This window comes from Rhizobium sp. 268, assembly GCF_036571585.1.
In the GTDB taxonomy this organism is placed as follows: Bacteria; Pseudomonadota; Alphaproteobacteria; order Rhizobiales; family Rhizobiaceae; genus Rhizobium; species Rhizobium redzepovicii.
In genome coordinates this window covers 154,917-176,342 of sequence record NZ_JAPPSO010000015.1, presented here as the reverse complement: position 1 = coordinate 176,342, position 21,426 = coordinate 154,917, and the positions used below count along the sequence as shown (strand labels likewise).

Sequence of the window (21,426 nt, the reverse complement as noted above, 5' to 3'; positions counted from 1 at the left end):
TCTACAGCCGCCCCCGCAACCTCTTCGTCGCCGGCTTCATCGGTTCGCCGAAGATGAACTTCATAACAGGCCAGAACGCCGCCGCGCTGAATGCACATACCATCGGCGTCCGGCCCGAACATCTGACCATTTCCACGGCCGAAGGCCTGTGGAAGGGTGAGGCGAGCGTCACCGAACATCTCGGCTCCGATACCTTCATCCATGTTCGCACCGAGGTGGCGGGCCTGCTGACGGTGCGGGTCTTGGGTGAGACGGGCATCCGCGCCGGGGAGACGGTTTATCTAACCCCCGATCCGGCGAGGATCCATAGATTCAACGAAAAGGGAGTGGCAAAGTAATGAAACGGCTTGAAGGAAAATCAGCGTTGATTACCGGTTCGGCGCGTGGCATCGGCCGAACGTTCGCAGAGGCTTACATCCGCGAGGGCGCTACCGTCGCAATCGCCGACATCAATTTCGAGCGCGCCGAACACACGGCCAGCGAACTTGGCGCATCCGCCTATGCACTGAAGATCGACGTTACCGATCAGACTTCCATCGACCAGGCGATTGCCGCTGTCGATGCCAAGACAGGCGGCATAGACATTCTCGTCAACAATGCCGCGCTTTTCGATCTTGCGCCGATCGCCGGCATTACCCGCGAGAGCTTCGATACACTTTTTGCCATCAACGTTTCGGGCACGCTCTTCACGCTGCAGGCAGCGGCGAAATCGATGATCGCGCGCGGCACGGGCGGCAAGATCATCAACATGGCGAGCCAGGCGGGACGACGCGGAGAGGCTCTGGTCGCCGTCTATTGCGCAACGAAAGCTGCTGTCATTTCCTTGACGCAGTCAGCCGGGCTCGACTTGATCAAGCACGGCATCAACGTCAACGCCATTGCACCCGGCGTCGTCGATGGCGAACATTGGGACGGCGTGGATGCGAAATTCGCAGAATACGAAAACCGCCCGCTTGGCGAGAAAAAGCGGCTGGTCGGTGAAGCTGTTCCCTTCGGCCGCATGGGGACGGCGGAAGACCTGGCCGGAATGGCAATCTTCCTCGCCTCGAAAGAAGCCGATTACATCGTCGCACAGACCTACAACGTCGATGGTGGTAACTGGATGAGCTAACCGCTATCCTCAACCCGGCTTATCCGTTGATGGAACAAGTGGAATGAGCGCCTCGACCAGCTTGACCAAGCCGTCGGTTGCCCGCAACGGAACATCGCGGCTGGCGCCGAAATTTGAGCACGTTCTGACCGCTGAAGACGATACCTTCCTCTGGCGGATCGACGACTATCCCTGGGCAAATTCGCTCTGGAATTTTCATCCGGAATTCGAGATACACCTTATCCGCAAATCGTCCGGCACGGCGTATGTTGGTGATTATATCGGCAATTTCGGTCCCGGCGATCTAACAATCGTCGGCAGCAATCTGCCACATGATTGGGTCTCGCATATTGGCAAAGGCGACAGGATCCCGGAACGGGATCTTGTCGTTCAATTTCATCCGGACAAAATTCGAGAAGCAAGCAGGTATCTGCCGGAGATGAAGCGCCTGGACACGCTTCTGACGGCCGCACAGCGTGGATTGCGATTTTCGGGGACTACAGCTCGACGTGCGACTCTTCTGCTCGAACGCATTGGAGCAGTTGGTGGGTTGGAAAGGCTGATCCGTTTCCTTCGCGTTCTGGAACTGCTGGCAGATTCCCGCGAATACGAACTTTTGTCATCGCCCGACTTCTCGCCGAATGTCGACGCGGCGACGCTGAACACCATGCAGCGGGCAATTCTCCATATCCACGGCCACTTTACTGAGAAAATTCAGCTCCCCGACGTCGCATCCGTAGTCAACATGTCGACAAACACCTTCAGCCGATTTTTTATCAAGAACACCGGACGCAGCTTTACGGATTACGTGGTGAGTTTGCGCATAGGCAGGGCCTGCAAATTGCTGTCGGAGTCCGATGAGACCGTGACGGATATCTGCTATGAAGTCGGCTACACCAACTTGTCGAACTTCAATCGCGCGTTTCTTCGCCATGTCGGCAAGACTCCATCCGTCTACCGGAAGGCCGCACGGGGAAAACGCGTTTCGCCCGACAGCTGACGACTATCCACTTTCAGATTGCTGCTTGCTGCGGCAAGTTGCCCATTGGCGGACTTGCGTCTCCGAGGCGGCCGATCACCGCCTCTTTCCGGTGCGGACGAGGCGCACGCCTCACGCAAGGACTACCAGCAGGTGAAGCCTGCATCGACGTTGACGATTGCTCCGGTCATCAGGCTGGCTGCACCCGACGCCAGAAAGAGGACCGCGCTGGCAACCTCTTCCGGCGTTCCCATCCTGCCCATCGGCGTGTCGGCGAGCCAGAGCGGAATACGCTCGCGATTGGCTTCGACGGCCACCACCATCGGTGTCTCGATGTAGGTGGGCGCGACGGCGTTTACCCTGATACCATGCTGCGCCCACTCGGCGGCCAGCGACCGCGTGAGGTGATGGACTGCCGCCTTGGAGACGTTATAGGCCGTCTGAGGCTGCGGCCGGTTGCAGATGTGACCCGACATCGAGCCGAGGTTCACGATGGCGCCCCGCCTCATCGTGACCATGTGACGGCCGAAAGCACGCGAGCACCAGAAGACGCCGTTCAGATTGACGTCCATCATGCGCAGCCAGTCCGCGTCGGTGAGATCCTCCGCCGGGATGCCGCTCTGGCCAATCCCGGCATTGTTGACGAGGATCGTCGCCGGCCGGCCTCCGTCGGCAAGCTCATTGGCGATCTCGTCCATGCGGGCCGCGTCGGTGACGTCGCCCAGCCGGACTTCGATGTCGTAGCCGTTGTCGCGCAGCGCAAGCGCTTGCCGGGCGTCGGCGTCGCTGCGCTCGATGACGACGACAGCCGCACCCGCCTCCGCCAGCGCCTCGGTGCAGCATAGCCCGATGGCGCGCCCTCCGCCGGTGACCACCGCCCGTTCGCCGTCGAGGCGAAATTTCTTCTGGTAGCTCATATCAGGCTCCTTCAGATGTCAAAGGCGCTTGGAAGCACCACGATATCACGGATGGTGACGTTGCGCGGACGGGTCAGCATGAAGATGATCGCGTCGGCGACTTCCTTGGGCTCGATCAAAGCGCCGGCCTCCTTGGCCTTGCGAAGATTTTCCTCCGGCCAATCCGCAAGCAGAGCGCTGATGACCGGCCCCGGAGAAACCGACCCCACGCGAATGCCGTTTTTCAGAAGCTGGCGCCGCATCGTCTGGACGAAGCAGGTCATCGCCCATTTCGACGAGGAATACACCGGCTCCCACGGGATAGCCGAATGTCCAGCGACGGAGCTCGTGACGACAATGTCGCCGGTGCCGCGTTCGATCATGTGCGGAATGACATTGCGAACGTTCTTGATGACGACATTCACATTGAGATTGAGCATCCGATCGATCGTATCGAGGTCGGTTTCCACAAGGTCGCCGCCGATATAGGTGCCGGCATTGGCATGCAGGATGTCGATCTTGCCCGTCTTCGCCAGGACGCCCTCAAGCAGTCCCGCGCATTCGTTCGGATTGAGCAGGTTGATCACGAGCGGAATAGCCCGCTCGCCAAGCCGGCTGCAAACCGCCCCAAGGGCCTTCTCATCCCGGTCCACCAGCACGACCGTCGCGCCTGCGGAAAGCATTGCTTCCGTGGAAGCCAATCCTATGCCGGAGGCCGCACCCGTGACCGCCGCGATCTTCCCATTCAATTCCTGCATCGATGTCTCCTCCTATCTTGATCCCGATTGCTCATTTTTTCCGACGCCGCAGGCGGCATGATAGTCCGCCAGGCTCTTCGTTACTCTCCAGATCAGAACCTCATCCGGATCGAGCGGCGCTTCGGCGAAATGCTGGGCGGCCGGCATATGCTGCCAAAACAATGGCAGCGGTACCGACTGCCCTCGAAGAGCCTCGCACAGGCCCCAGACGGCCTCTTGTGCTTCAGCCGACGCCCAATAATAGCGGATGCGGTCAGACAGCGAGTAATGCCGCAGCCAACGCATCTCGGCCTCCGTTCCGTGATAGTGGCGCCGCCAATTTCCGGGCTGGTCGAGCATCAACACTTCCATCGCCGCATAGAGCGGACGCTGGCCATAACCGGGCAGGAGATCGGAAGCGATCGCGTCCAACCCGTAGAGCGCCTCGCGCAGGACGAAGGTCAGTTCGGGACCGACTTTCAGAATCGGAAAACCGTCCTTCACCAGCGCGCTCAACGGCTCGGCGCCCTGATAATCGGTCGAGTGCGCCTCGAACACGAATTGCGGCTCCTCGGTCAGCACCGATTGCAGCGCCTCCATCTTGCTGCTGTCGTAGACGATGACGTTGTGATTGCCGAATTCGACACCCGGCTGAACGACCAGGCCGATTGCCCGCCCAAACGCCTGCCCGAGGTCGGCCGCCGCAAAGATCCGGCGGTGGACTTCGATCGTCTTCAACGCCGCCGCGGCAGCCGTCGGCTCGATCGTCGTCAGGGGATGGTCGGCCCCGCCCGGCGGCGGCACTTCGGTGCCGATGACGTAAACCGGCATCGCGCCACCGGTCTTCCTGGCCGAAGCCTCGGCGACCGCGGCAAGCCGGGCGGCGCGACGGGCGGTGGTTACGTCGTCGAGCGCCATCGGTTCGCCCTTGCAGCCCATCGAAGCGTCGAGGTGAATCTTGCGGAACCCGGCGTCGACATAGGCGGCAACCATCGTCTCCGCCTCGGCCATGGCCTCCTCCGCAGGCCGGTCGCACCACGGATTGGGGCCGAGGTGGTCGCCGCCGAGAACGATGAGTTTTTCCGGGCACCCCTCCTCCGCCGCGATCTTCATGACGAGGGAGGCGAAATCGCTCGGCGTCATGCCGGTATAGCCGCCGAGGTGATTGACCTGGTTGCAGGTCGCTTCGATCAGCACGGTGCTTTTCTGTTGCCGCCCGTGCCGGAGGGCGGCGCGCAGCACGATCGGATGGGCGGAGCATACGGAGGTCACGCCTTTCGGGTGGCCTTCGATCCTGAGCCTCGCCAGTTCGTTGAGATGCACCTCCATCACGGCCGCCTTTCCGTTGACGCGACAAATGCATCGAGTTCCGGGCGGGTGCCCGCACCTTCCATCGGCCCCAGCACCGTGACGTTGCGGGCGCCGGCGGCCGAGGCATAGGTCAGAGCCTGCTTTGGAGACATTCCGAGCCGCCGGCAGGTGAGATAGGCACCGCCGAAGCAGTCGCCGGCCCCCGTAGGGTCGACCTCCTGAACGACGAAGGCGGGAGCGTGGATGCGGTCTCCGCTGCTGGCGAAGTAGGTCGCGCCGCCGGCGCCGCGCTTCAGCACGATCTCCTTGACGCCTATCTCGAACAAACGCTGGATCGCTTCCGCCTCGCCTTCGACACCGGCGGCGCGCTCAAGCTCCTCTCCGGACGGCAGAAGCAGATCGGCGGCAGCAACAAGCTTGGCAAACCGGCGTTCGGTCTCCTCGTCCAGCTTCAACTCCTTGCGAAGGTTCGGATCGACCGACAGCGTTCCGCCGCGCGCCTTGACAATGTCGACCGCCTTGTCGATCACCGCACGGGCACTCGGAACCGACAGCGCGGAGCCCATCACGTGAAGGTGCCCGGTCCGATCGATGAGATCGGCGACCCCTCGGGACCAGCCGAAGCGCGCGGCTGCGGAGGTGGCGATGTTGTAGACGAAATCTCTGGAGCCATCCTTGCGGTAGCGAACGAAAGCGCTTCCCGTCGGGTAATCCGGATCGATCGAAATCGCCGAGATATCGACGCCGTCGCGCTTGAGGCGATCGGTATTGACCCGGCCGAAATCGTCATCGCCGACGGCGCCGACCATTGCCGCCTGACCGCCGAGACGGCCGCATTGCGAAATGAAGATCGCCGGCGCACCGCTCGCGAACGGACCGACGAGCGGCTGGGCTTCGAGGAAGCCGTTTCCAACCGTCGTTGCGACGATCTCCACGAGGATCTCCCCTACGCAAACCGTGGGACCAAGTGCGTCCGGAGCCAGTATTGAAGCCATATGCAGTCCTGCTTTCGATCCCTGTTGTCTCTTAACTCAGCGCCGATTGGACCGGCGCACCGTCCTCGCTGCCGAACTCCTCGTTCTCCAACGACAGAAAGCGCCGGTGCAGCATGCATGCCGCCCCGAAGGCGGAATCGAACTCTGCATCATCGTCCACGACGATCTCCGGCGTGGGGAAAGCGATGTTCTGGCCTTCCGACATGTGAACCGCCACGCGGGCAGCCACCATTGGATAGAGCGGTGCCACGGAGCCGCCCAGCACGATCCTGTCTGGGTCGAGCAGGCGACAGGCCTGCAGCAGTGCATATGCAAGATGGCGCGACCAGGTTTCGGCGATGTTGACCGCGGCCGGGACGCGGTCGCGAACGCCACCAAGGAAATCCTGCAGATCGGCGTCCTCGTGTCCGACAGCCTCGCGATATTGACCGATCAGCACCTCGCGACCGATCAGTTGTTCGAGCTTCTGACCGCCGCTTCCCGGCACCAGCGTGTGGCCGATTTCTCCCGCCAGACCATGGCCGCCGCGAAACAGCTTGCCATCGATCATGATGCCGCCACCGACGCCCGTTTCCATCAGCAGGAACAGGGTCACCCCTGCGACGCCGTGACGATAGCTGTCGCCGATCGCAAACGCATTGGCATCGTTTTCGACCGCGATCGGGACGGCGGCCGGGAAGGCTGACCGGGCAATTTCCTTCAACGGCACGTCCCGCCAGCCGATGATCGGCGCCAGTGTGACAAATCCATCCGGACGCACGTGGGACGGCGTCGATAGGCCCAAGCCTTTGCACCTGTCAATCATGCGCTTCGCCATTGCGCCGACAATCAGTTCGATACCCTGCGCCACAGCCTCCTCCACCGTCGAAGACGGTGTGTCGAACGCGACTTTCCGACATGCGCGAACTTCGGCGGAGAGATCGACAACGACGGCCGATATATGCTCGACGCCGATCTCTATCCCGACGAAGAAGGCAGCATCCGGAACCAGTTCAAGCATGATGCCGGGACGGCCAGCACGGGAATGTTCCAGGCGCTGCCTGCCGCTCTCCTCCGACTCCTGAACGAACCCGCCCTCGGTCAGTTCGGCGACGATCTCTCCCGAGGATGAGCGGTTCATGCCGAGCTTACGAGCGAGATCGGCCCGGCTGAGGCTTCGGTGGACATAGATCGTCTGTAAGGCGGCGACGATGTTGTTCTGCCGGATCCTGCGCGGCGAACTTCCGATGGAGACGGTGTCGTTCATAGGTCTATTCCCTTCAAGCCGCCCACCCTTACACGACTGGAACAGGCTGTCAGAAGGATAATCAGGGCCGCGCGTTTGTGGCCCGGCGACGCTTGGCCTCGTCATATTTCAGCTCGATGTAGCGCTTGGCGTGCGCCGCAAGCAAATCATTGTCCTCCCAGGTATCGCGCCAGATGGCGCAGGCGAGCGACAGGCCTTCATCCACGACCGTCGTCGAGAAGCTCTCGAACACGATGTCTCTTTCGTAGCCGATGTCGAGCAGGGCGTCGAAGATCAGCTCGAAGTCGATGACGCCATCACCAAGATGGCCGCGATTGCTTTCGCCGATGTGGAAATAACCGATCTTGTCGCCGGCAAGACGGATGGCGGCGGCCGGATTGGCTTCCTCGATGTTCATGTGGAACGTGTCGAGATGGAGACGAACATGCTGCGATCCCGTCTCGGCGATGAACTTCAGCCCCTGCGCCGTGGTATTCAGCAGGTTGGTCTCGAACCGGTTGACCACCTCCAGCACTATGTCGACGTTCGCCTGCTTGGCGACCTCGCCGGTCGCGGCGATCGCGGCCACACTGTTGTCCCAGCCCTTCTTCGTCGGCTGGCGATTGTACTTGGTGTGGGCGGAATAGAGAATCCCGCCGAGCTTGTTGCCGCCGATATCACGGACTGCACGAACGGCGTCGGCCAGCGTCTGCCTGCCGGCGGACACCGCAGCAGCGTCCTCGCTCGACACGTCCTTGTCGAGCGGCAGCCCCATGGTTACGCCGATCTCCACATCGAGGGACTGGGCGAGCTTTGCCAGCCGGTCGAGATTGAATTTCTCGGGGCGCAGATAGGCAAATTCGATGGTGCGATATCCGTGTTCGGCGGTCTTGTTGAGGGCCATCTCCAGGCCTTCCTGCGTTTGGCCGCCTGTCCATACAAATGAATGGATACCCAATCGACGCATAGGTCTTTCCTCCACGATATGCCGGTGATTGTGCCCAGTGCTATGCCATTTAGTTTGGCAAGACAACAAATAAATTCTGACACCGTCATTTTGCTGTCCTGCAAAAAGACTTTGCGTTGCAGCATTTTATGCCATGGCCTTCGTTTCCAGGTCGGTACGAAAAATTTGTTCCTGTGAAAATCAATGGGATAGGCTATCTATTTGCATGTTTAGACAACAAATGTTGCGCTGTCGGTTTTTTTGGCCTACACAAGCACCGGCGAATGTTCTCGCTGCTATCTGGGAGGATTGGAAATGCACTATGCTTTGAAGGCTAGCGCGCTTGCGCTGACGCTCGGCCTTGCGACGACCGCTTCGCCGGCCTGGGCTGACTTCTGGTCCGACGCGGGCGCAAAATACAAGGGTGTGACCCTGCACGGCGTCACCGAAAGCACCCCGCCATCGAACTACATCAAGAACGTGCTCGCTCCGGAATTCGAAAAGAAGACCGGCATCAAGGTCGAAATCGAGACGACCTCCTGGGATCAGATGTACGACAAGGCGATCAAGGACATGGAAGCCAAGACCGGCATCTATGACATGGTCTACATCGAGCAGGACATCATCTATTCCTATCTGGCCAGGAATTTCCTCGTCGACATCACCAAGACGCTGAAGGATCAGCCGGATCTGAAGGCCCCGACCTACGACGATTCGAATTTCACCAGCTTCGCCGACTATTTCAAGGACGCCAACGGCGATCTCTTCGGCACGCCGATGGAAGCGTTCCTCAAGACATATCTCTATCGCAAGGACCTCTTCGACGATCCGAAGATCAAGGAGGCCTTCAAGAAGGAAACCGGCAAGGACCTGAAGCCGGCGACCACCCACGAGGAATACACTCAGATTGCCGAATTCTTCACCAAGTACGGCAAGGACAACGGCATGGAGCTCTGGGGCACGACCGCCCAGGCCCATACCGGCCATCCGGCTTCCTGGTATGAATTCTTCGAGTCCATCGTGCCGACGTTCGGGGTCTACAATTGGGGCATCGACGCCAAGAACAACTATGCGGCCACCGTCGAACACGGCGGCACGATGAACGGCGACAAGGCGAAGGCCGCGCTGAAATATTGGCTGCACCTGCGCGACATCGCTCCGCCGGAATCGACCCAGTCGACCTGGACGGAGACGGCAACGACCTTTGCCGCCGGCCGTGTCGCCCAGGGGCTGATCTACGGTGAGAATGCCGCGTGGATTGCAAGCGATGAAGCGCAGTCGAAGGTCGTCGGAAAGGTCGGGTTCGCGCTGCCGCCGCTCGAACCAGGCGTTTTGGACGATGCAAAAGCCGGAAAGGGCTATATCGGTTACTACGACGGCGGCGCCTTCGGCGTGCCGATCACGTCGAAGAACAAGGAAGCGTCGTTGCTGTTCCTCGAATTCATCGGTCAGAACGAAGTGCAGCCCGACTGGGCCATCGCTGCGCCGCGCATCACCAATAAGGCGACGTTCGACGATCCGAAGGTGAAGGAGATGGATACCAAGCTCGGCGGCTTCTACACGATGCTGAAGGATGAGGGCAAACTCTTCGCCGGCGCTCCTCCCTACCCCTTCCATGCGCAGGTGCGGGAAGCGACCGCCCCGATCTTCTACGACATCTTGACCGGCAAGATCGCTCCCGATGAAGGGCTCGACCAGATGGCGGCCAAGGCCGAAGAGGAACTGACATCGCTCGGCTATCGCAAATAAACATCCTCCCCAATTGACGGGTCGTGTCCTACGACCCGTCATCTTTCGCTCCAGGATGGGCGGACGTCACATAACGTTCAATGGGGGATAGGCGATGCATTCGCAGAAGCTCGGGTGGCTGTTGCTGTCACCGACCATCGTGATCCTTGGACTGTTCGGGATCTTTCCGTTCATCTACGTCCTCTGGGTCTCGTTCCATGCATGGAACCCGTTCGCGGCCAATCCGGGCATGGTCTTCAATTGGGCCGACAACTATCGGCGGCTCGTCTTCGACGCCCAATTCCTGGCATCGCTCGGCATAACCCTCACATTCGTCTTCTTCGCGGTCGTCTCGGAACTGATCCTCGGCTATATCCTCGCCCAGGCGCTGCTGAAGGATTTTCCTGGAAAAGCGGTGTTTCGCACGATCCACACCTTGCCGCTGATCATGGCGCCAATCATCGTCGGCTCTGTCTGGAAGCTGATGACCACACCGTCGATCGGCATCATCCCGTATCTTCTCAGAAGCTGGTTCGGCTACGATCTGAATATCGGCCAGAGTGCTGTCGCGGCCTTCACCGTTACGGTGATCATGGACATCTGGCACTGGACGCCGCTTGTCACCCTGTCGCTGATCGCCGCACTGGTCTCGCTCCCGCCCGATCCGTTCGAGCAGGCGCAGATCGACGGCGCAGGCAAGAGCCAGATCTTCTGGCACATCACGCTCCCGCTGATCCGCCCGGCCCTGCTCGCCACGGTGTTCATCAGGCTGATGGATGCGCTGCGCACCGTCGACGAGGTCCTGATGCTGACCGGCGGCGGCCCGGGTTCGTCGACACGCTATATCGGCGTCCACATCTTCAAGGAGGTCTTCCCCAAGACCAATTACGGCTATGGTTCGGCCATCTCCGTCATCGTCCTTTACCTCACCATCGTCGTGTGCTGGCTGCTCTATGTCGGCCTGATTGCGCCCCGCGTGAAGAGAGGTTGATCCGATGAAAAACCAGACCCCCTGGCTTCCGGTCGTCCTTTGGATCTTAATCAGCCTCGCGACGCTTTTCCCGATCTACTGGCTGTTCGTCATATCGGTGAAACAGCCCTTCGACCTGTTCTCGACGCCCGATGTCGTGCTCCGCAGCTTCTTCTGGAAAAACTACCAGGATGTGCTGACCAATCCGACCCTGCGCGGATACATGCTCAACTCGATGATCATATCGTCGGGCAACGCACTGCTCGTCACGACGCTCGGCTTCTTTGCCTGCTACGCGCTGACCCGCTTCGACCTCGCGGGCAAGGAAAGCATCTTCTTCTGGACGATCACCAACCGCATGGCGCCTCCGGCGGTCTTCCTGCTGCCGCTTTTCCTGCTGCTGACGCAGGTCTACAAGATCGGCGACTTCTCGCTCGCCGATTCCCGGCTGGGCATGATCCTGGTCTACTGCTCCTTCAACCTTCCCTTCGCCATCTGGACGCTGCGCCCGACCGTCGAAGGCATTCCAAAGGAATTGGACGAGGCGGCCTATATGGATGGCGCCAGCCCATGGACCGTCCTCTATGACATCGTCTTTCCCCTGGCGCGGCCCGGACTTGCGGTGACCCTGATCCTGACCTGGGTGTTTGCGTGGAACGAATATCTGCTCGCAGCGACGCTCACCAACTTCAATGCGCGAACCCTGACCACCGGCCTGTCGGAATATGTGACGACCACCGGGACCGCCTGGGGCATCATGGCCGCGATCTCGATGCTGACATTGGTGCCGGCGCTCATCGTCTTTTCAGTGGTGCAACGTCACATCGTCGCCGGCCTGACCTTCGGTGCGGTGAAAGGGTGAAGCCATGAGCTCTCAATCAAGAAACAACCAACGCAAGCCGGGATTTCTGCCGATCGAAACGAACTGGTTCGACCGGCTGTTCATCTCGGTGGTGATCTGGGTCGCTCTCTCGTTGTTCTGGATGCGGTTCATCGAGCCGGTCGGGCTGTCGGTATGGTGCGCGGCGGCAATCTCGGCGGTGCTTGGCGCCTACATCGTCTGGAAGGGATGAGCCGATGACTTCCGTCAACACACCAGCCGCGCTGCTTTAAAGCGCGTCGCGATCTTTCAGATTCGCTCACGCTTTAGGTCTTTGTTTTTACGCATGTCTTTATCGCAAAACCGCTGCACACTTTTGCGAGACATGCTTTAGGGAGGAACGACATTGGCAAACGTACAGGTTAGCGACGTCACCAAGAGGTATGGCGCGCTTCAGGTCATGCACGGCGTCAGCGTCGACATCGAGGACGGCGAATTCGTCGTGCTGGTCGGCCCCTCCGGATGCGGCAAGTCCACCCTGCTGCGGATGATCGCCGGCCTCGAGACCGTCAGCGGCGGCGACATCCGGATCGGCGGCCGTGTCGTCACCAACGCTCCGCCAAAGGAGCGCGACATCGCGATGGTCTTCCAGAGCTACGCGCTCTATCCCCACAAGACGGTCGCCGAAAACATGGGCTTTCCGCTGAAGATGGCCAAGCGCCCCAAAGCGGAGATCGACGAGAAGGTCGGAAGGGCCGCCGAGATCCTCGACCTGACGCGTTATCTCGATCGCTATCCGAAGCAACTGTCGGGCGGGCAGCGTCAGCGCGTGGCGATGGGCCGCGCCATCGTCCGCGATCCGCAGGTCTTCCTGTTCGACGAACCGCTGTCCAATCTCGACGCCAAACTTCGCGTCACCATGCGCGTCGAAATCAAGGAGCTTCACCAGCGGCTGAAAACCACCACCGTCTACGTCACGCACGATCAGATCGAGGCCATGACGATGGCCAACAAGATCGTGGTGATGCGCGACGGCAGGGTCGAGCAGATCGGCAAGCCTCTCGATCTTTACGACTTCCCGGTCAATCTCTTCGTCGCCGGCTTCATCGGCAGCCCATCGATGAACTTCCTTCAGGGCCGCATCGCCACCCGCGACGGCAGGAAGGTCGTCGTCACAGACCAGGGCGTCGTCCTGCCCGTCGACAAGACGAATGCGGACGACGGACGAGCCGTGACCTACGGCATCCGACCGGAGCATATCACGATCGGCGACGATGGCGTTCCCGTCGAGGTATCAGTGTTCGAGCCGACGGGTTCGGAGACATTGATCTTCGGCCGTACGCAAGGTGTGCCGATCGACGCCTTGATCCGCGAACGTATCGAGGTAGATCCCGGACGGACGGTGTATTTCCACATCGATCCCCGGCGTGCACATATCTTCGATCGGGAAACGGGCCAGAGACTGTAAGGAGGCGACCATGGACTTCAATGGAAAGACGGTCATCGTTACCGGAGCGGGAAAGGGCATCGGACGCGAAATTGCCCGGATGCTCGTCGAACGGGGTGCTGATGTCGTTGCCCTCACCCGCAGTTCCGCCGACGTCGACGCCCTGCGAGAGGAAGCGGGTTGCCGCGCCATAGAGGTCGATCTCGCCGACGCCGATGCGACGAGGAAGGCGGCGATTGCGGCCCTGCCGGCGGATTTCCTGATCAATTGCGCCGGCACCACCGAACTCCAGCCGTTCCTGGAGACGACAGTCGAAGCATTCGACCGGCTTGTGGCGGTCAACACACGTGCACCGATGATCGTGGCGCAGGAATATGCCCGCTTCCTGATCAAGGAGGGCCGCAAAGGCGCCATCGTCAACGTCTCGTCGGTCGCCTCGTTTGTCGGGATCCCCGACCACGCAGCTTATTGTGCATCGAAGGGCGGGCTGGATGGCTTGACGCGTGTCATGGCGAAGGAGCTTGCCCCGCACGGCATCCGCGCGAACGGCGTGCACCCGACGGTGACGCTGACACCAATGGCGGTGAAGGCCTGGAGCGACCCCGAGAAGGCCGCCGGGATGATGCAGCGCATCCCCGTCGGTCGTTTCGCCGAGCCGAGCGACGTCGCCGAAGTCGTTCTCTTCCTGCTGTCGGATGAGGCGGCGATGGTGAACGGGATATCGATGCCGGTGGACGGCGGTTATATGATTGCCTGAGATCGATAGCTGCGCGTTTTTCCAAACGCGCAAAGATCTACTGCACCAATCGGCGCAACTGTTCCTGATCGACAAAGTGATCCGTCACCCCGGCCTCTTTATCCGGGTGACTGAAAACAAGACCGTCGGCATCCTCAAGCTCGAGGGCTTGCTCCGTATTCATGATCCCGAGCGGCTGGCGCTCATATTCGGACTCGAGCGCCGCCTCGACGATGGCCTTTTTCTTGCGCATGTCCATATCCTCCGTTCCTCAAAAGGTAACGGCCGGCTGGACTCGCGGTTCCCATGAGGGATTCACGATATAAAACCAGCTGACATGAACACGGCCGCGCGGGTGGTGCTGGGCCTAACTGGGCGAGGCGTCAGGCCCGCTGGCGGCTCTTTGGATCAAGCGGGCAACCACTTCAGTCCGGTTCTGCGCCTGCAGCTTTCGCATGATGTGTTGCAGATGCATCTTCACCGTATGCCCCGACAAATTGAGCTTTCCTGCAATGACCTTATTTGAACAGCCGGATTGCAACTCTGCGAGGACATCCGCTTCGCGGGGCGTGAACTCGGCAAGCGCCAAGTATTGCGTCCTCTCATCCAGGCTTTTTTCGGCCTCGTTTCTGGCGGGGCTATGCTCGTTTGAGCCGTTTGTAACTGCCCCCAGAAGCTGTGGGAAAAATGTTCCTCCTGCCAGGACGAGGCGAAGACCGGCAAGAGCAATGTCGATGGGAAGGGACGTCGAGAAAAAGCCGCGGATGCCGATCTTCAGCGCCTGACGGGCAATGATGGCGTCATCAGTACTTGAGAGCAACGTGATAGGAACCTCGGGAAAACGTGCGGTAATCGCGGCGAGATCATCCCGCAGGCTGGCGCTCTCAAAACCTCTGCCGGCCAGATCCAATGCGATCAAACGCACCTCGGCTCCAAGCGCCCGATCGAGACTTTCGGTCGAGCTCAAATCGATTAAGTTCCACCCCGCGAGTTCCCGCTCAAGTAGCTTCACCACGGTTGTGCGCGCCAGTGTAGAATGCTCAATAATGATCACAGTTGGTGCATTGCGCCGGCGCTTTGTTCCAGCACTGTCGGACACCTGCGTGCTCCCCAGATTATGTGCAACCCAACAGTCATTCATACTATTCCTGTTCTCGCGACATGTCATGAGAAAAAGCGAGTGTATTGCCACTATCAATAGTCTGATCTCTCAGGATAATTATTATAGCCTATAAGATTTCCATGAGAGATAACTATTCTCTGAGAGCATATTGATGCGCTTGTTCATCATTAGCCGATGGCTCGACTTATCGCCGAAGACTTTCCCGACTTCGCCGAATTCACGTACGGCAAGCAGGTCAACAAAGCTTTGAAAGGAGTTGAAAAGCCAACCGATCTGCTACGGTCCAATTCTGCAAAATGCTGTCTTACATAACAAGGTGCGGATCGGTTCGGCGTTATTTATCTGTCTCAATTCAAAACAGTTGCAAATCTCGACAGAAAAACGACAAATGCCGGAAGCAACAAAAGCCTGAGATCGGCGACTACCCTTTTTGATTACTGAAAACCGCGCTCCAATGACGCATAATACCAGCCGGCATCGCTTTTCACTCAGGCAGCATCGCGAAGGCGCCGACTATGCCGATAAGGTCATGGGGGAATGGTCGGTATCTCCGTTGAAACCGAGCGAAGAAAGCGATTAATCATAAGGCTTGAAAAACGGCACCGAGAACAATCTCGTGCAGTTGTGCCGGCGCAATACGAGCGGGGAGTCTATCCCGCTAGCTATGCATGAAAGTCAGAATGTCGTCGACGAGCGCCGAATGGGCGTCCGTGAGGTTACCCTCTCCGCCGTGGCCCGCTATGCCGGCCAGCTGAAGCGCATGCTGATCATAGAGAACATGATCGATCTGTTGGGCGTCCGCCGTCCCACCGGCGGGAACGGCAATGTTGATGGGATGGAAATAGCCGAAATTGACGTCGACCATGGCGCCGGTCGACGATCCGTCGCCGCCACCGCCACCGGCATGGTTGCCGGTAAAAATCGTGTCCGACGACAGGTTGAAGCCACCGCCATTGCCGCCCATGCCTGCGATCTGCACAGTGCCCTGATCGAAAATCACATTGTTTGTCTGATGAGCCTCCGCCGAGCCGCCTGCGGCGCCGATGGCGATGTTGATCGGCGAGAAGATGGCGATGCTCACGTCGACCATGCTGCCGACGAAATATCCATCGCCGCCGTGGCCGGCATAATAGTCGCCGGTCAATGTCAACGCAGTTCCCGGGCTCATCGACGAGCCATGGGTCGCGACATTATGGTCTCCGCCCGAGCCGCCTATGCCACCCATCTGGGTTGCGCCCTGCAGGAACATTGCGTTGTTCGACTGCTCGGCGTGAGCCTCCGCGCCTGGGCCGGCAGCCACAGCGGTATTGACGGGCGCAAAGACTGCGACTTCGGTGCTGACCAGCCCGCCATAGAAGAGCCCGTTGCCCCCGGTGCCGGCATGAGTGGCGCCATCGCCGCTGCCGATGGCAACATTGCCGCTTCCGCCATTCCCGCCGATCCCAGCCATTTCGGTGGGATGCTGATTGATTGATGCATCGTTGCCCTGGAAAGCGTCGGCACTCGAATGAGGTCCCGCAATAGCCGCATTGGACGGCATGAAGACGGCCAACGCATTGCTGCTGATCACGCCTTCGCTTATCCCGTCACCACCGCTGCCGGCTGACGTATGAGTTGGCGCGGAAGCGACATCCAATGGAAGCCAGGTCGGCACTAGTGCCAGATGCCCCGCAGCCACATTGGCGGCGAGGTGTTGATCGGTGCCCGTCTTGGGCAGGTCTTCCAATAAGGGACGAGGTTCCGCCATTACCGTCTCCATTCGCGGTCGACCGCACGGCCACCGAGCATGCGGCGCCATGCCGCCTTTAATTGTTCAGGCATTGTGCATCTGAACCTCGGAAAAGCAGAGCCTGCAATTCGTCTACATCCACTCGGCTAGTTCTCTAGCCATTTGGGTGTCATGGCCGCAGCACCCGCTGTGCGCGTTGCAAGCACTCAATCGGCTTTGGATGAGAGGCTCCGGGCGTCGCTTCGGCGAAGTCGAAGACTTGATCATGAGCATGCCGCCCTGCGCCAAATCACCAAACATCAATCCAAATAACGTTCCGCCACATCAAGTATACATCCGAAGGAATGTCTCCGAATATCTAGGTAGTTCAAAGTTTAAATCGCGAGCAATATTCCTCCGCGGTCGTATTGGCTGTGGCGATATGCCGGAACGCATGCCGCAGGGGGACGCCGTAAAAAACCAACACGCACGAAACCAAGTAGAGGAGTGACATCAATGCCTATTCCACAAATATCCGACACGATTCATCTCAGCCATCCGGATGCGGGTGACGCGAATGCCGGCAACGGTGGTGATGGCCACAACGATGGCAACATCAACTACAACCCGGTTGCATATGTCGATCCCGTGCAAAAGGTCTATGGGGCCACTACCGATGTGCACAACGGCGATCACGTTTGGCAGACGGCCGATTGGGATGCCGGCCATGGTGGATCCGGTGGCTTTACCGAGGCCCAGAACGGCTTCCTGGCGAAAATCTCGAACCACGGCGACGGCGGCGCGGGCGGAGATTCCAACTCGAACGGCAGTCAAGGAAACTCAAGCGGCGGCGACACGGCTGCAGTGGCTGCGGCAACGACCGCGACACAATATACGCAGCTTATGGCCGATCAGCATGCCACCATCCTCGCCGGTGTCGGCGGCAACGGCGGCAACGGAAACATGGCGCATGGCGGCGATATCTCGTCGGCATTGGTCCACACGGATCCCGAAACGACGACGGTGACCAATTCTCTCGATCACTTCATCAACGCCTTCGGCCATATCGACGTCGACCATCTCGGTTCCTGAACTCAGACGACATCAAGGGCCGCTGGTTTCGGCCGGCGGTCCTCAGGGCAAGCAGTCTCTTCTTGTCAGTATCAAGTGCAGCGAGATCTGATAATGACAACAATCTCCATAAAACCGCCGCGACCACCGACACAGCTCGTTGTTGCGCTCCGGGCTTGTGCCGGGGCCTTCGGGTTGGTCTTCCTTTACAGCTGCGGCTACAATCTCTTTCTTCTCACGCCTTCCATCTATCTCCTGCAGATCTACGACAGGGTCCTGTCGAGCCGAAGCGTCGACACGCTGCTGATGCTGACGATGATCATCGCCATCGCCGTGCTGGTCGGGTCGACGCTCGATATCGTGCGCAGGGCAGCTCTTTCGCGCATCGGCAGCTGGCTGGACCACAGGCTGCGGCCCATGGTGCTTACCGCATCGTTCGAATATGCCGCTCGCGCCGATACGGGAGCCGCCTCAGAGTGCTACAGGGATCTCGCCGCATTGCGCCAGTTCCTCGATTCACCGGCCAGCTCGCTTTTATTCGACGTTCCCTGGGCGCCGGTATTCCTGCTTCTGCTCTTTCTTGTTCACCCGCTGCTTGGAACCATCGGTCTTCTGTGCGCAGTTGCGCTCTTGCTGTTTGCGTTGGCGACGGAACTGGCGACGCGAGCGCCGCTTGCTCACGCCAATCTTGCCCTTTCGAGGAGCTATCTGCGATTTGCGACCGCACTGAAAAACATCGAAGTGATCCGGGCCATGGGCATGCAGGACGGTGCAGCGCTGATCGTCTATCGCGATGCGGAAATGGCAAGAAGGGCCCAGGACATCGCGATGCATCGCACGGAGATCATCCTTGGTTTCTCGAAATCGATCCGCACATTGGCGCAGATCCTGATGATGGGATCGGCGACCTGGCTGGTGCTCGTCAACAGCGGCAGTCCCGGAATCATCTTCGTTGCGAGCCTGCTGCTCGGGCGTGGGCTCGCACCGATCGAGGGCGCAATAGGGGCATGGCGCTCCTTCATGTTTGCGCGCAATGCCTTCAATCGCTTGAACAGAATGCTGATAGCAATTGCATCGGAATGCGATGCCCGCATGGTGCCGCTGCCGGAACCCAATGGCTTGGTTCTCGATAATGTCAGCTATATCAAGCCATTCGCCGATCGACCGATATTGACCGATATCACATTGCGCCTGGCACCTGGCGATTGCATTGCGCTCATCGGTCCGTCTGGATCGGGAAAATCGACACTGGGCCGCATCATGGCAGGCGTTGTGCCGGCAACGAGCGGATATGCTCTTCTGGGCGGGGTCGATATCTCGGCTCTGCGTCTTTGCGGGGGGACCTGCCACGTCGGATACCTGCCGCAGGATATCGAGCTTTTCGGCGGAGCAATCAAGGATGTGATCGGCCGGCTGGACGGAGGAGATCCCGGCAAGGCGATCGACGCCGCAAAGCTGGTTGGATTGCACGACGCGATCATGCGACTGCCGCAGGGCTACGAGACCGATATCGGTGAAGGCGGAAACCTGCTCCTTCGGGCTCAGCGCCAACAGCTGGGGCTGGCACGGGCCGCCTATGGAAATCCGTCCCTTATCGTTCTCGACGATCCGAATTCGAGCCTGGATTATGACGGCGAACGCATGCTGTTTACGGCAATCGAGCGGATGAGATCCAGGGGCATGACCGTCGTTATCATAACGCACCGGATGGGGATCCTGCCGGTCACCAATAAGATTGCCATCATGCGCAACGGAACGGTGGCTGCCTTCGGCGACAGCGAGCGGATTTATGAAACCTATCTTCAGCCACCGGCTCGAACGGGAACCTAGGGAGGGATGCTGCCATGACCCTTGTTCCACTGGACGCGCCGCCGGCGAAATTTTCGAATTCGTCAAGGATGGGCCAGCGCTTCGCTCATGGATGGACAGCGACAGCCAGGCAGACTGCCTATCCGCCGGTGATCGAACAGAAACAGCGCGGACCCGCCGCCCCTTCGCCCATGCCGGTGCTCAGAGGCGTCGTCTGGACGGGGAACCTGCTGATCCTCGTCTTTGTCGTCGGATTGGGAATTTGGTCGGCTCTGGCCCCGCTGCACAGCGCTGCGGTCGCATCCGGCGTTATCGAGCCGGAGACCAGCCGCAAGACCATCCAACATCTCGAAGGCGGAATTGTGCGGCGGATCCTCGTCAGGAACGGCGACACGGTGATGGCCGGGCAAATCGTCATAGAACTCGACGACACCAAGTCCCGCTCGGAGCGCGACAGCATCCAAGGGCAGCTTTGGGACGCCGAAGGAAGCCGCGCCCGGCTGCTTGCGGAGCAGACGGGCGGCGACCATGTCGCCTATCCCGACGATCTCAGGGCAGCCATGGACAAATATCCTTCGGTCGGCGCGATTCTGACCGGGCAACAGAAAATCTTCGAGGCCCGCCGCCGGGTCATGGAGGCGGAAATTCAGATCGGCAATGAAAAAATCGCGCAGGTGCGGCAAGAAATCGTCGGGCTTGGTGCTCAGAAAGGGGCACTGGCCGACAGAGCCGCAATCTCGCAGGAAGAACTGGATCAGGTGACGATCCTCACTGCCAAGGGACTGGAACGAAGGAGCAGGCTTCTCAACCTCGAGCGCGAAAAAGCAGATCTTGACGGCCAGCAGGGCCAAGTCGAGGCACAGATCGCTCGCGCCTACCAGGTGATCAGCGAGTCGCAGGTCGATCTCGCAAAGCTTGAGAGCGACCGCTTGAGCGAAGTCGCCCAAGGCATGCGCGATACGGAAAGCCGGATCATGCAATTGCGCGAGCGCTTGCGGGCGATCGACGACCAACTTTCAAGGACCGATATCCGGGCTCCCGAAGATGGAACGATCATGAACCTGCGCATCCACACAGCAGGCGGGGTGATCGGTGCGGGCGAACCGCTCGTCGATCTTCTGCCACGCTCCGATCGCCTGATCGTGTCTGCCCATGTCAGGCCGGAGGACATCAATCTTGTCCATGCGGGGCTGGAGGCGCAGGTGCACCTTCTTCCATACAATCAGCGGCGCGTTCCACTGCTGAAAGGTCGGGTCGAGTATGTGTCAGCCGACCGCCTCACCGATACGCAGAGCGGCCAACCCTATTATGCCGCGACAATCCGCGTAACGGACGAGCGGCTGGCGAAAATGCGTGATGTCGAACTGGTCGCGGGCATGCCCGCACAGACACTGATCGAAACCGGCAAAAGCAGCGTGGCGCTCTACGCTGTCAGACCGCTTCTCGACAGTTTCAACAGAGCATTTCGTGAGGACTGAAGCGGTGATGGGCAAGCGAAAATTTGACGACGACCAGATTACGGGCATTCTCAAGGAGCACCAGGCCGGCGTGACGGTGGCCGATGTTTGCCACCGATACGGCATCAGCGAGCCGACCTTCTATCGGTGGCAATCCCTGCAGTCCGGAAATGCCGGTCTCCATGCGAGACGGCTAAGAGCCCTGGAGGAAGAGAACCAGAAGCTCAAGAAGCTTCTGGCCGAATCCATGCTTTCGGCGGCAACTCTGAGCGAGATGCTGGCGAAGACGACAAAAGGGCGGCACTAGCTTCTCGACAGAGGGGTTTGTTGGCCAGCTTCTGGCCCGCTATCCAATACTGTGCATGGAGATTAGTTCTA

The 21,426-nt window shown here is 59.7% G+C and carries 22 protein-coding genes; 13 read left to right on the top strand and 9 right to left on the bottom strand.

What is annotated here, in order from left to right; genetic code table 11:
• The 3 genes from OS035_RS26755 to OS035_RS26745 all read left to right on the top strand — a co-directional run.
• The coding region (locus tag OS035_RS26755) for a TOBE domain-containing protein (protein ID WP_331814250.1) at window positions 1-338 on the top strand (338 nt) is incomplete at its 5' end.
• On the top strand, window positions 338-1,111 hold the full coding sequence (locus OS035_RS26750; RefSeq protein WP_097624833.1) for an L-iditol 2-dehydrogenase: 774 nt from the start codon (window positions 338-340) through the stop codon (window positions 1,109-1,111). The genes OS035_RS26755 and OS035_RS26750, both read left to right, overlap by 1 nt.
• A 43-nt stretch (window positions 1,112-1,154) precedes the next feature.
• A complete protein-coding gene (locus OS035_RS26745) occupies window positions 1,155-2,090 on the top strand; it encodes an AraC family transcriptional regulator (RefSeq protein ID WP_097624832.1) in 936 nt (311 codons plus the stop codon).
• Window positions 2,091-2,212: 122 nt separating this feature from the next.
• Here OS035_RS26745 and OS035_RS26740 read toward each other — a convergent pair whose 3' ends face one another.
• The 6 genes from OS035_RS26740 to OS035_RS26715 form a co-directional block, all read right to left on the bottom strand.
• Entirely contained in the window at window positions 2,213-2,986 is a 774-nt protein-coding gene (locus OS035_RS26740) for an SDR family NAD(P)-dependent oxidoreductase (protein ID WP_097624831.1), read from the bottom strand.
• Between the two features lie 11 nt (window positions 2,987-2,997).
• Entirely contained in the window at window positions 2,998-3,723 is a 726-nt protein-coding gene (locus OS035_RS26735) for an SDR family oxidoreductase (RefSeq protein WP_097624830.1), read from the bottom strand.
• Window positions 3,724-3,735: 12 nt separating this feature from the next.
• Complete coding sequence (locus OS035_RS26730) at window positions 3,736-5,031, bottom strand: class II D-tagatose-bisphosphate aldolase, non-catalytic subunit (protein ID WP_097624829.1); 1,296 nt, start codon at window positions 5,029-5,031, stop codon at window positions 3,736-3,738.
• Window positions 5,031-6,008, bottom strand: coding sequence for a tagatose kinase (locus OS035_RS26725; protein WP_097624828.1), 978 nt, complete (start codon window positions 6,006-6,008; stop codon window positions 5,031-5,033). Before OS035_RS26725 ends, OS035_RS26730 begins: the two co-directional genes overlap by 1 nt.
• A 31-nt stretch (window positions 6,009-6,039) precedes the next feature.
• Entirely contained in the window at window positions 6,040-7,254 is a 1,215-nt protein-coding gene (locus OS035_RS26720) for an ROK family transcriptional regulator (protein WP_097624827.1), read from the bottom strand.
• A 61-nt stretch (window positions 7,255-7,315) separates the two neighbouring features.
• On the bottom strand, window positions 7,316-8,200 hold the full coding sequence (locus tag OS035_RS26715) for a sugar phosphate isomerase/epimerase family protein (RefSeq protein WP_097624826.1): 885 nt from the start codon (window positions 8,198-8,200) through the stop codon (window positions 7,316-7,318).
• A gap of 294 nt (window positions 8,201-8,494) precedes the next feature.
• On the opposite strand from OS035_RS26715, the gene OS035_RS26710 reads away from it, so the two are divergent.
• The 6 genes from OS035_RS26710 (at window position 8,495) to OS035_RS26685 (ending at window position 13,901) form a co-directional block, all read left to right on the top strand.
• Window positions 8,495-9,928 carry an extracellular solute-binding protein gene (locus OS035_RS26710; RefSeq protein ID WP_097624825.1) on the top strand — a complete coding sequence of 478 codons (1,434 nt, stop codon included), beginning with the start codon at window positions 8,495-8,497 and terminating at the stop codon, window positions 9,926-9,928.
• 94 nt (window positions 9,929-10,022) lie between these two features.
• Window positions 10,023-10,898: a carbohydrate ABC transporter permease gene (locus OS035_RS26705; protein ID WP_097624824.1), complete on the top strand. Its 876-nt coding sequence runs from the start codon at window positions 10,023-10,025 to the stop codon at window positions 10,896-10,898.
• A gap of 4 nt (window positions 10,899-10,902) precedes the next feature.
• Window positions 10,903-11,739: a carbohydrate ABC transporter permease gene (locus OS035_RS26700; RefSeq protein ID WP_097624823.1), complete on the top strand. Its 837-nt coding sequence runs from the start codon at window positions 10,903-10,905 to the stop codon at window positions 11,737-11,739.
• 4 nt (window positions 11,740-11,743) lie between these two features.
• Window positions 11,744-11,950, top strand: a complete 207-nt coding sequence (locus OS035_RS26695) for a DUF2160 family membrane protein (RefSeq protein ID WP_097624822.1) — start codon at window positions 11,744-11,746, stop codon at window positions 11,948-11,950.
• Between the two features lie 153 nt (window positions 11,951-12,103).
• On the top strand, window positions 12,104-13,165 hold the full coding sequence (locus tag OS035_RS26690) for an ABC transporter ATP-binding protein (RefSeq protein WP_097624821.1): 1,062 nt from the start codon (window positions 12,104-12,106) through the stop codon (window positions 13,163-13,165).
• A gap of 10 nt (window positions 13,166-13,175) precedes the next feature.
• A complete protein-coding gene (locus tag OS035_RS26685) occupies window positions 13,176-13,901 on the top strand; it encodes an SDR family oxidoreductase (RefSeq protein WP_097624820.1) in 726 nt (241 codons plus the stop codon).
• Between the two features lie 37 nt (window positions 13,902-13,938).
• Here OS035_RS26685 and OS035_RS26680 read toward each other — a convergent pair whose 3' ends face one another.
• From OS035_RS26680 to OS035_RS26670, 3 genes are all read right to left on the bottom strand, one after another.
• The gene (locus tag OS035_RS26680) at window positions 13,939-14,139 is read right to left on the bottom strand and encodes a hypothetical protein (RefSeq protein WP_179867089.1); all 201 of its coding nucleotides are present in this window, start codon (window positions 14,137-14,139) and stop codon (window positions 13,939-13,941) included.
• A gap of 108 nt (window positions 14,140-14,247) precedes the next feature.
• A complete protein-coding gene (locus OS035_RS26675; protein ID WP_097624819.1) occupies window positions 14,248-15,021 on the bottom strand; it encodes a response regulator transcription factor in 774 nt (257 codons plus the stop codon).
• A gap of 640 nt (window positions 15,022-15,661) precedes the next feature.
• Window positions 15,662-16,750 carry a hypothetical protein gene (locus OS035_RS26670; protein ID WP_097624818.1) on the bottom strand — a complete coding sequence of 363 codons (1,089 nt, stop codon included), beginning with the start codon at window positions 16,748-16,750 and terminating at the stop codon, window positions 15,662-15,664.
• A gap of 477 nt (window positions 16,751-17,227) precedes the next feature.
• Between OS035_RS26670 and OS035_RS26665 the strand changes: the two genes are divergently transcribed.
• From OS035_RS26665 to OS035_RS26650, 4 genes are all read left to right on the top strand, one after another.
• Window positions 17,228-17,803 carry a hypothetical protein gene (locus tag OS035_RS26665; protein ID WP_012556558.1) on the top strand — a complete coding sequence of 192 codons (576 nt, stop codon included), beginning with the start codon at window positions 17,228-17,230 and terminating at the stop codon, window positions 17,801-17,803.
• A gap of 93 nt (window positions 17,804-17,896) precedes the next feature.
• A complete protein-coding gene (locus tag OS035_RS26660) occupies window positions 17,897-19,612 on the top strand; it encodes a type I secretion system permease/ATPase (protein WP_097624817.1) in 1,716 nt (571 codons plus the stop codon).
• Between the two features lie 14 nt (window positions 19,613-19,626).
• Entirely contained in the window at window positions 19,627-21,069 is a 1,443-nt protein-coding gene (locus tag OS035_RS26655) for an HlyD family type I secretion periplasmic adaptor subunit (protein WP_131711358.1), read from the top strand.
• A complete protein-coding gene (locus tag OS035_RS26650) occupies window positions 21,059-21,355 on the top strand; it encodes a transposase (RefSeq protein ID WP_131711357.1) in 297 nt (98 codons plus the stop codon). Before OS035_RS26655 ends, OS035_RS26650 begins: the two co-directional genes overlap by 11 nt.
• Window positions 21,356-21,426 lie beyond the last annotated feature (71 nt).

Excerpts from the sequence above, each read along its gene's own strand:
- OS035_RS26750 (WP_097624833.1), top strand. The coding sequence starts at position 338 with ATGAAACGGCTTGAAGGAAAATCAGCGTTGATTACCGGTTCGGCGCGT.
- OS035_RS26745 (WP_097624832.1), top strand. The coding sequence starts at position 1,155 with ATGAGCGCCTCGACCAGCTTGACCAAGCCGTCGGTTGCCCGCAACGGA.
- OS035_RS26740 (WP_097624831.1), bottom strand. The coding sequence starts at position 2,986 with ATGAGCTACCAGAAGAAATTTCGCCTCGACGGCGAACGGGCGGTGGTC.
- OS035_RS26735 (WP_097624830.1), bottom strand. The coding sequence starts at position 3,723 with ATGCAGGAATTGAATGGGAAGATCGCGGCGGTCACGGGTGCGGCCTCC.
- OS035_RS26730 (WP_097624829.1), bottom strand. The coding sequence starts at position 5,031 with ATGGAGGTGCATCTCAACGAACTGGCGAGGCTCAGGATCGAAGGCCAC.
- OS035_RS26725 (WP_097624828.1), bottom strand. The coding sequence starts at position 6,008 with ATGGCTTCAATACTGGCTCCGGACGCACTTGGTCCCACGGTTTGCGTA.
- OS035_RS26720 (WP_097624827.1), bottom strand. The coding sequence starts at position 7,254 with ATGAACGACACCGTCTCCATCGGAAGTTCGCCGCGCAGGATCCGGCAG.
- OS035_RS26715 (WP_097624826.1), bottom strand. The coding sequence starts at position 8,200 with ATGCGTCGATTGGGTATCCATTCATTTGTATGGACAGGCGGCCAAACG.
- OS035_RS26710 (WP_097624825.1), top strand. The coding sequence starts at position 8,495 with ATGCACTATGCTTTGAAGGCTAGCGCGCTTGCGCTGACGCTCGGCCTT.
- OS035_RS26705 (WP_097624824.1), top strand. The coding sequence starts at position 10,023 with ATGCATTCGCAGAAGCTCGGGTGGCTGTTGCTGTCACCGACCATCGTG.
- OS035_RS26700 (WP_097624823.1), top strand. The coding sequence starts at position 10,903 with ATGAAAAACCAGACCCCCTGGCTTCCGGTCGTCCTTTGGATCTTAATC.
- OS035_RS26695 (WP_097624822.1), top strand. The coding sequence starts at position 11,744 with ATGAGCTCTCAATCAAGAAACAACCAACGCAAGCCGGGATTTCTGCCG.
- OS035_RS26685 (WP_097624820.1), top strand. The coding sequence starts at position 13,176 with ATGGACTTCAATGGAAAGACGGTCATCGTTACCGGAGCGGGAAAGGGC.
- OS035_RS26680 (WP_179867089.1), bottom strand. The coding sequence starts at position 14,139 with ATGGACATGCGCAAGAAAAAGGCCATCGTCGAGGCGGCGCTCGAGTCC.
- OS035_RS26675 (WP_097624819.1), bottom strand. The coding sequence starts at position 15,021 with ATGAATGACTGTTGGGTTGCACATAATCTGGGGAGCACGCAGGTGTCC.
- OS035_RS26670 (WP_097624818.1), bottom strand. The coding sequence starts at position 16,750 with ATGGCGGAACCTCGTCCCTTATTGGAAGACCTGCCCAAGACGGGCACC.
- OS035_RS26665 (WP_012556558.1), top strand. The coding sequence starts at position 17,228 with ATGCCTATTCCACAAATATCCGACACGATTCATCTCAGCCATCCGGAT.
- OS035_RS26660 (WP_097624817.1), top strand. The coding sequence starts at position 17,897 with ATGACAACAATCTCCATAAAACCGCCGCGACCACCGACACAGCTCGTT.
- OS035_RS26655 (WP_131711358.1), top strand. The coding sequence starts at position 19,627 with ATGACCCTTGTTCCACTGGACGCGCCGCCGGCGAAATTTTCGAATTCG.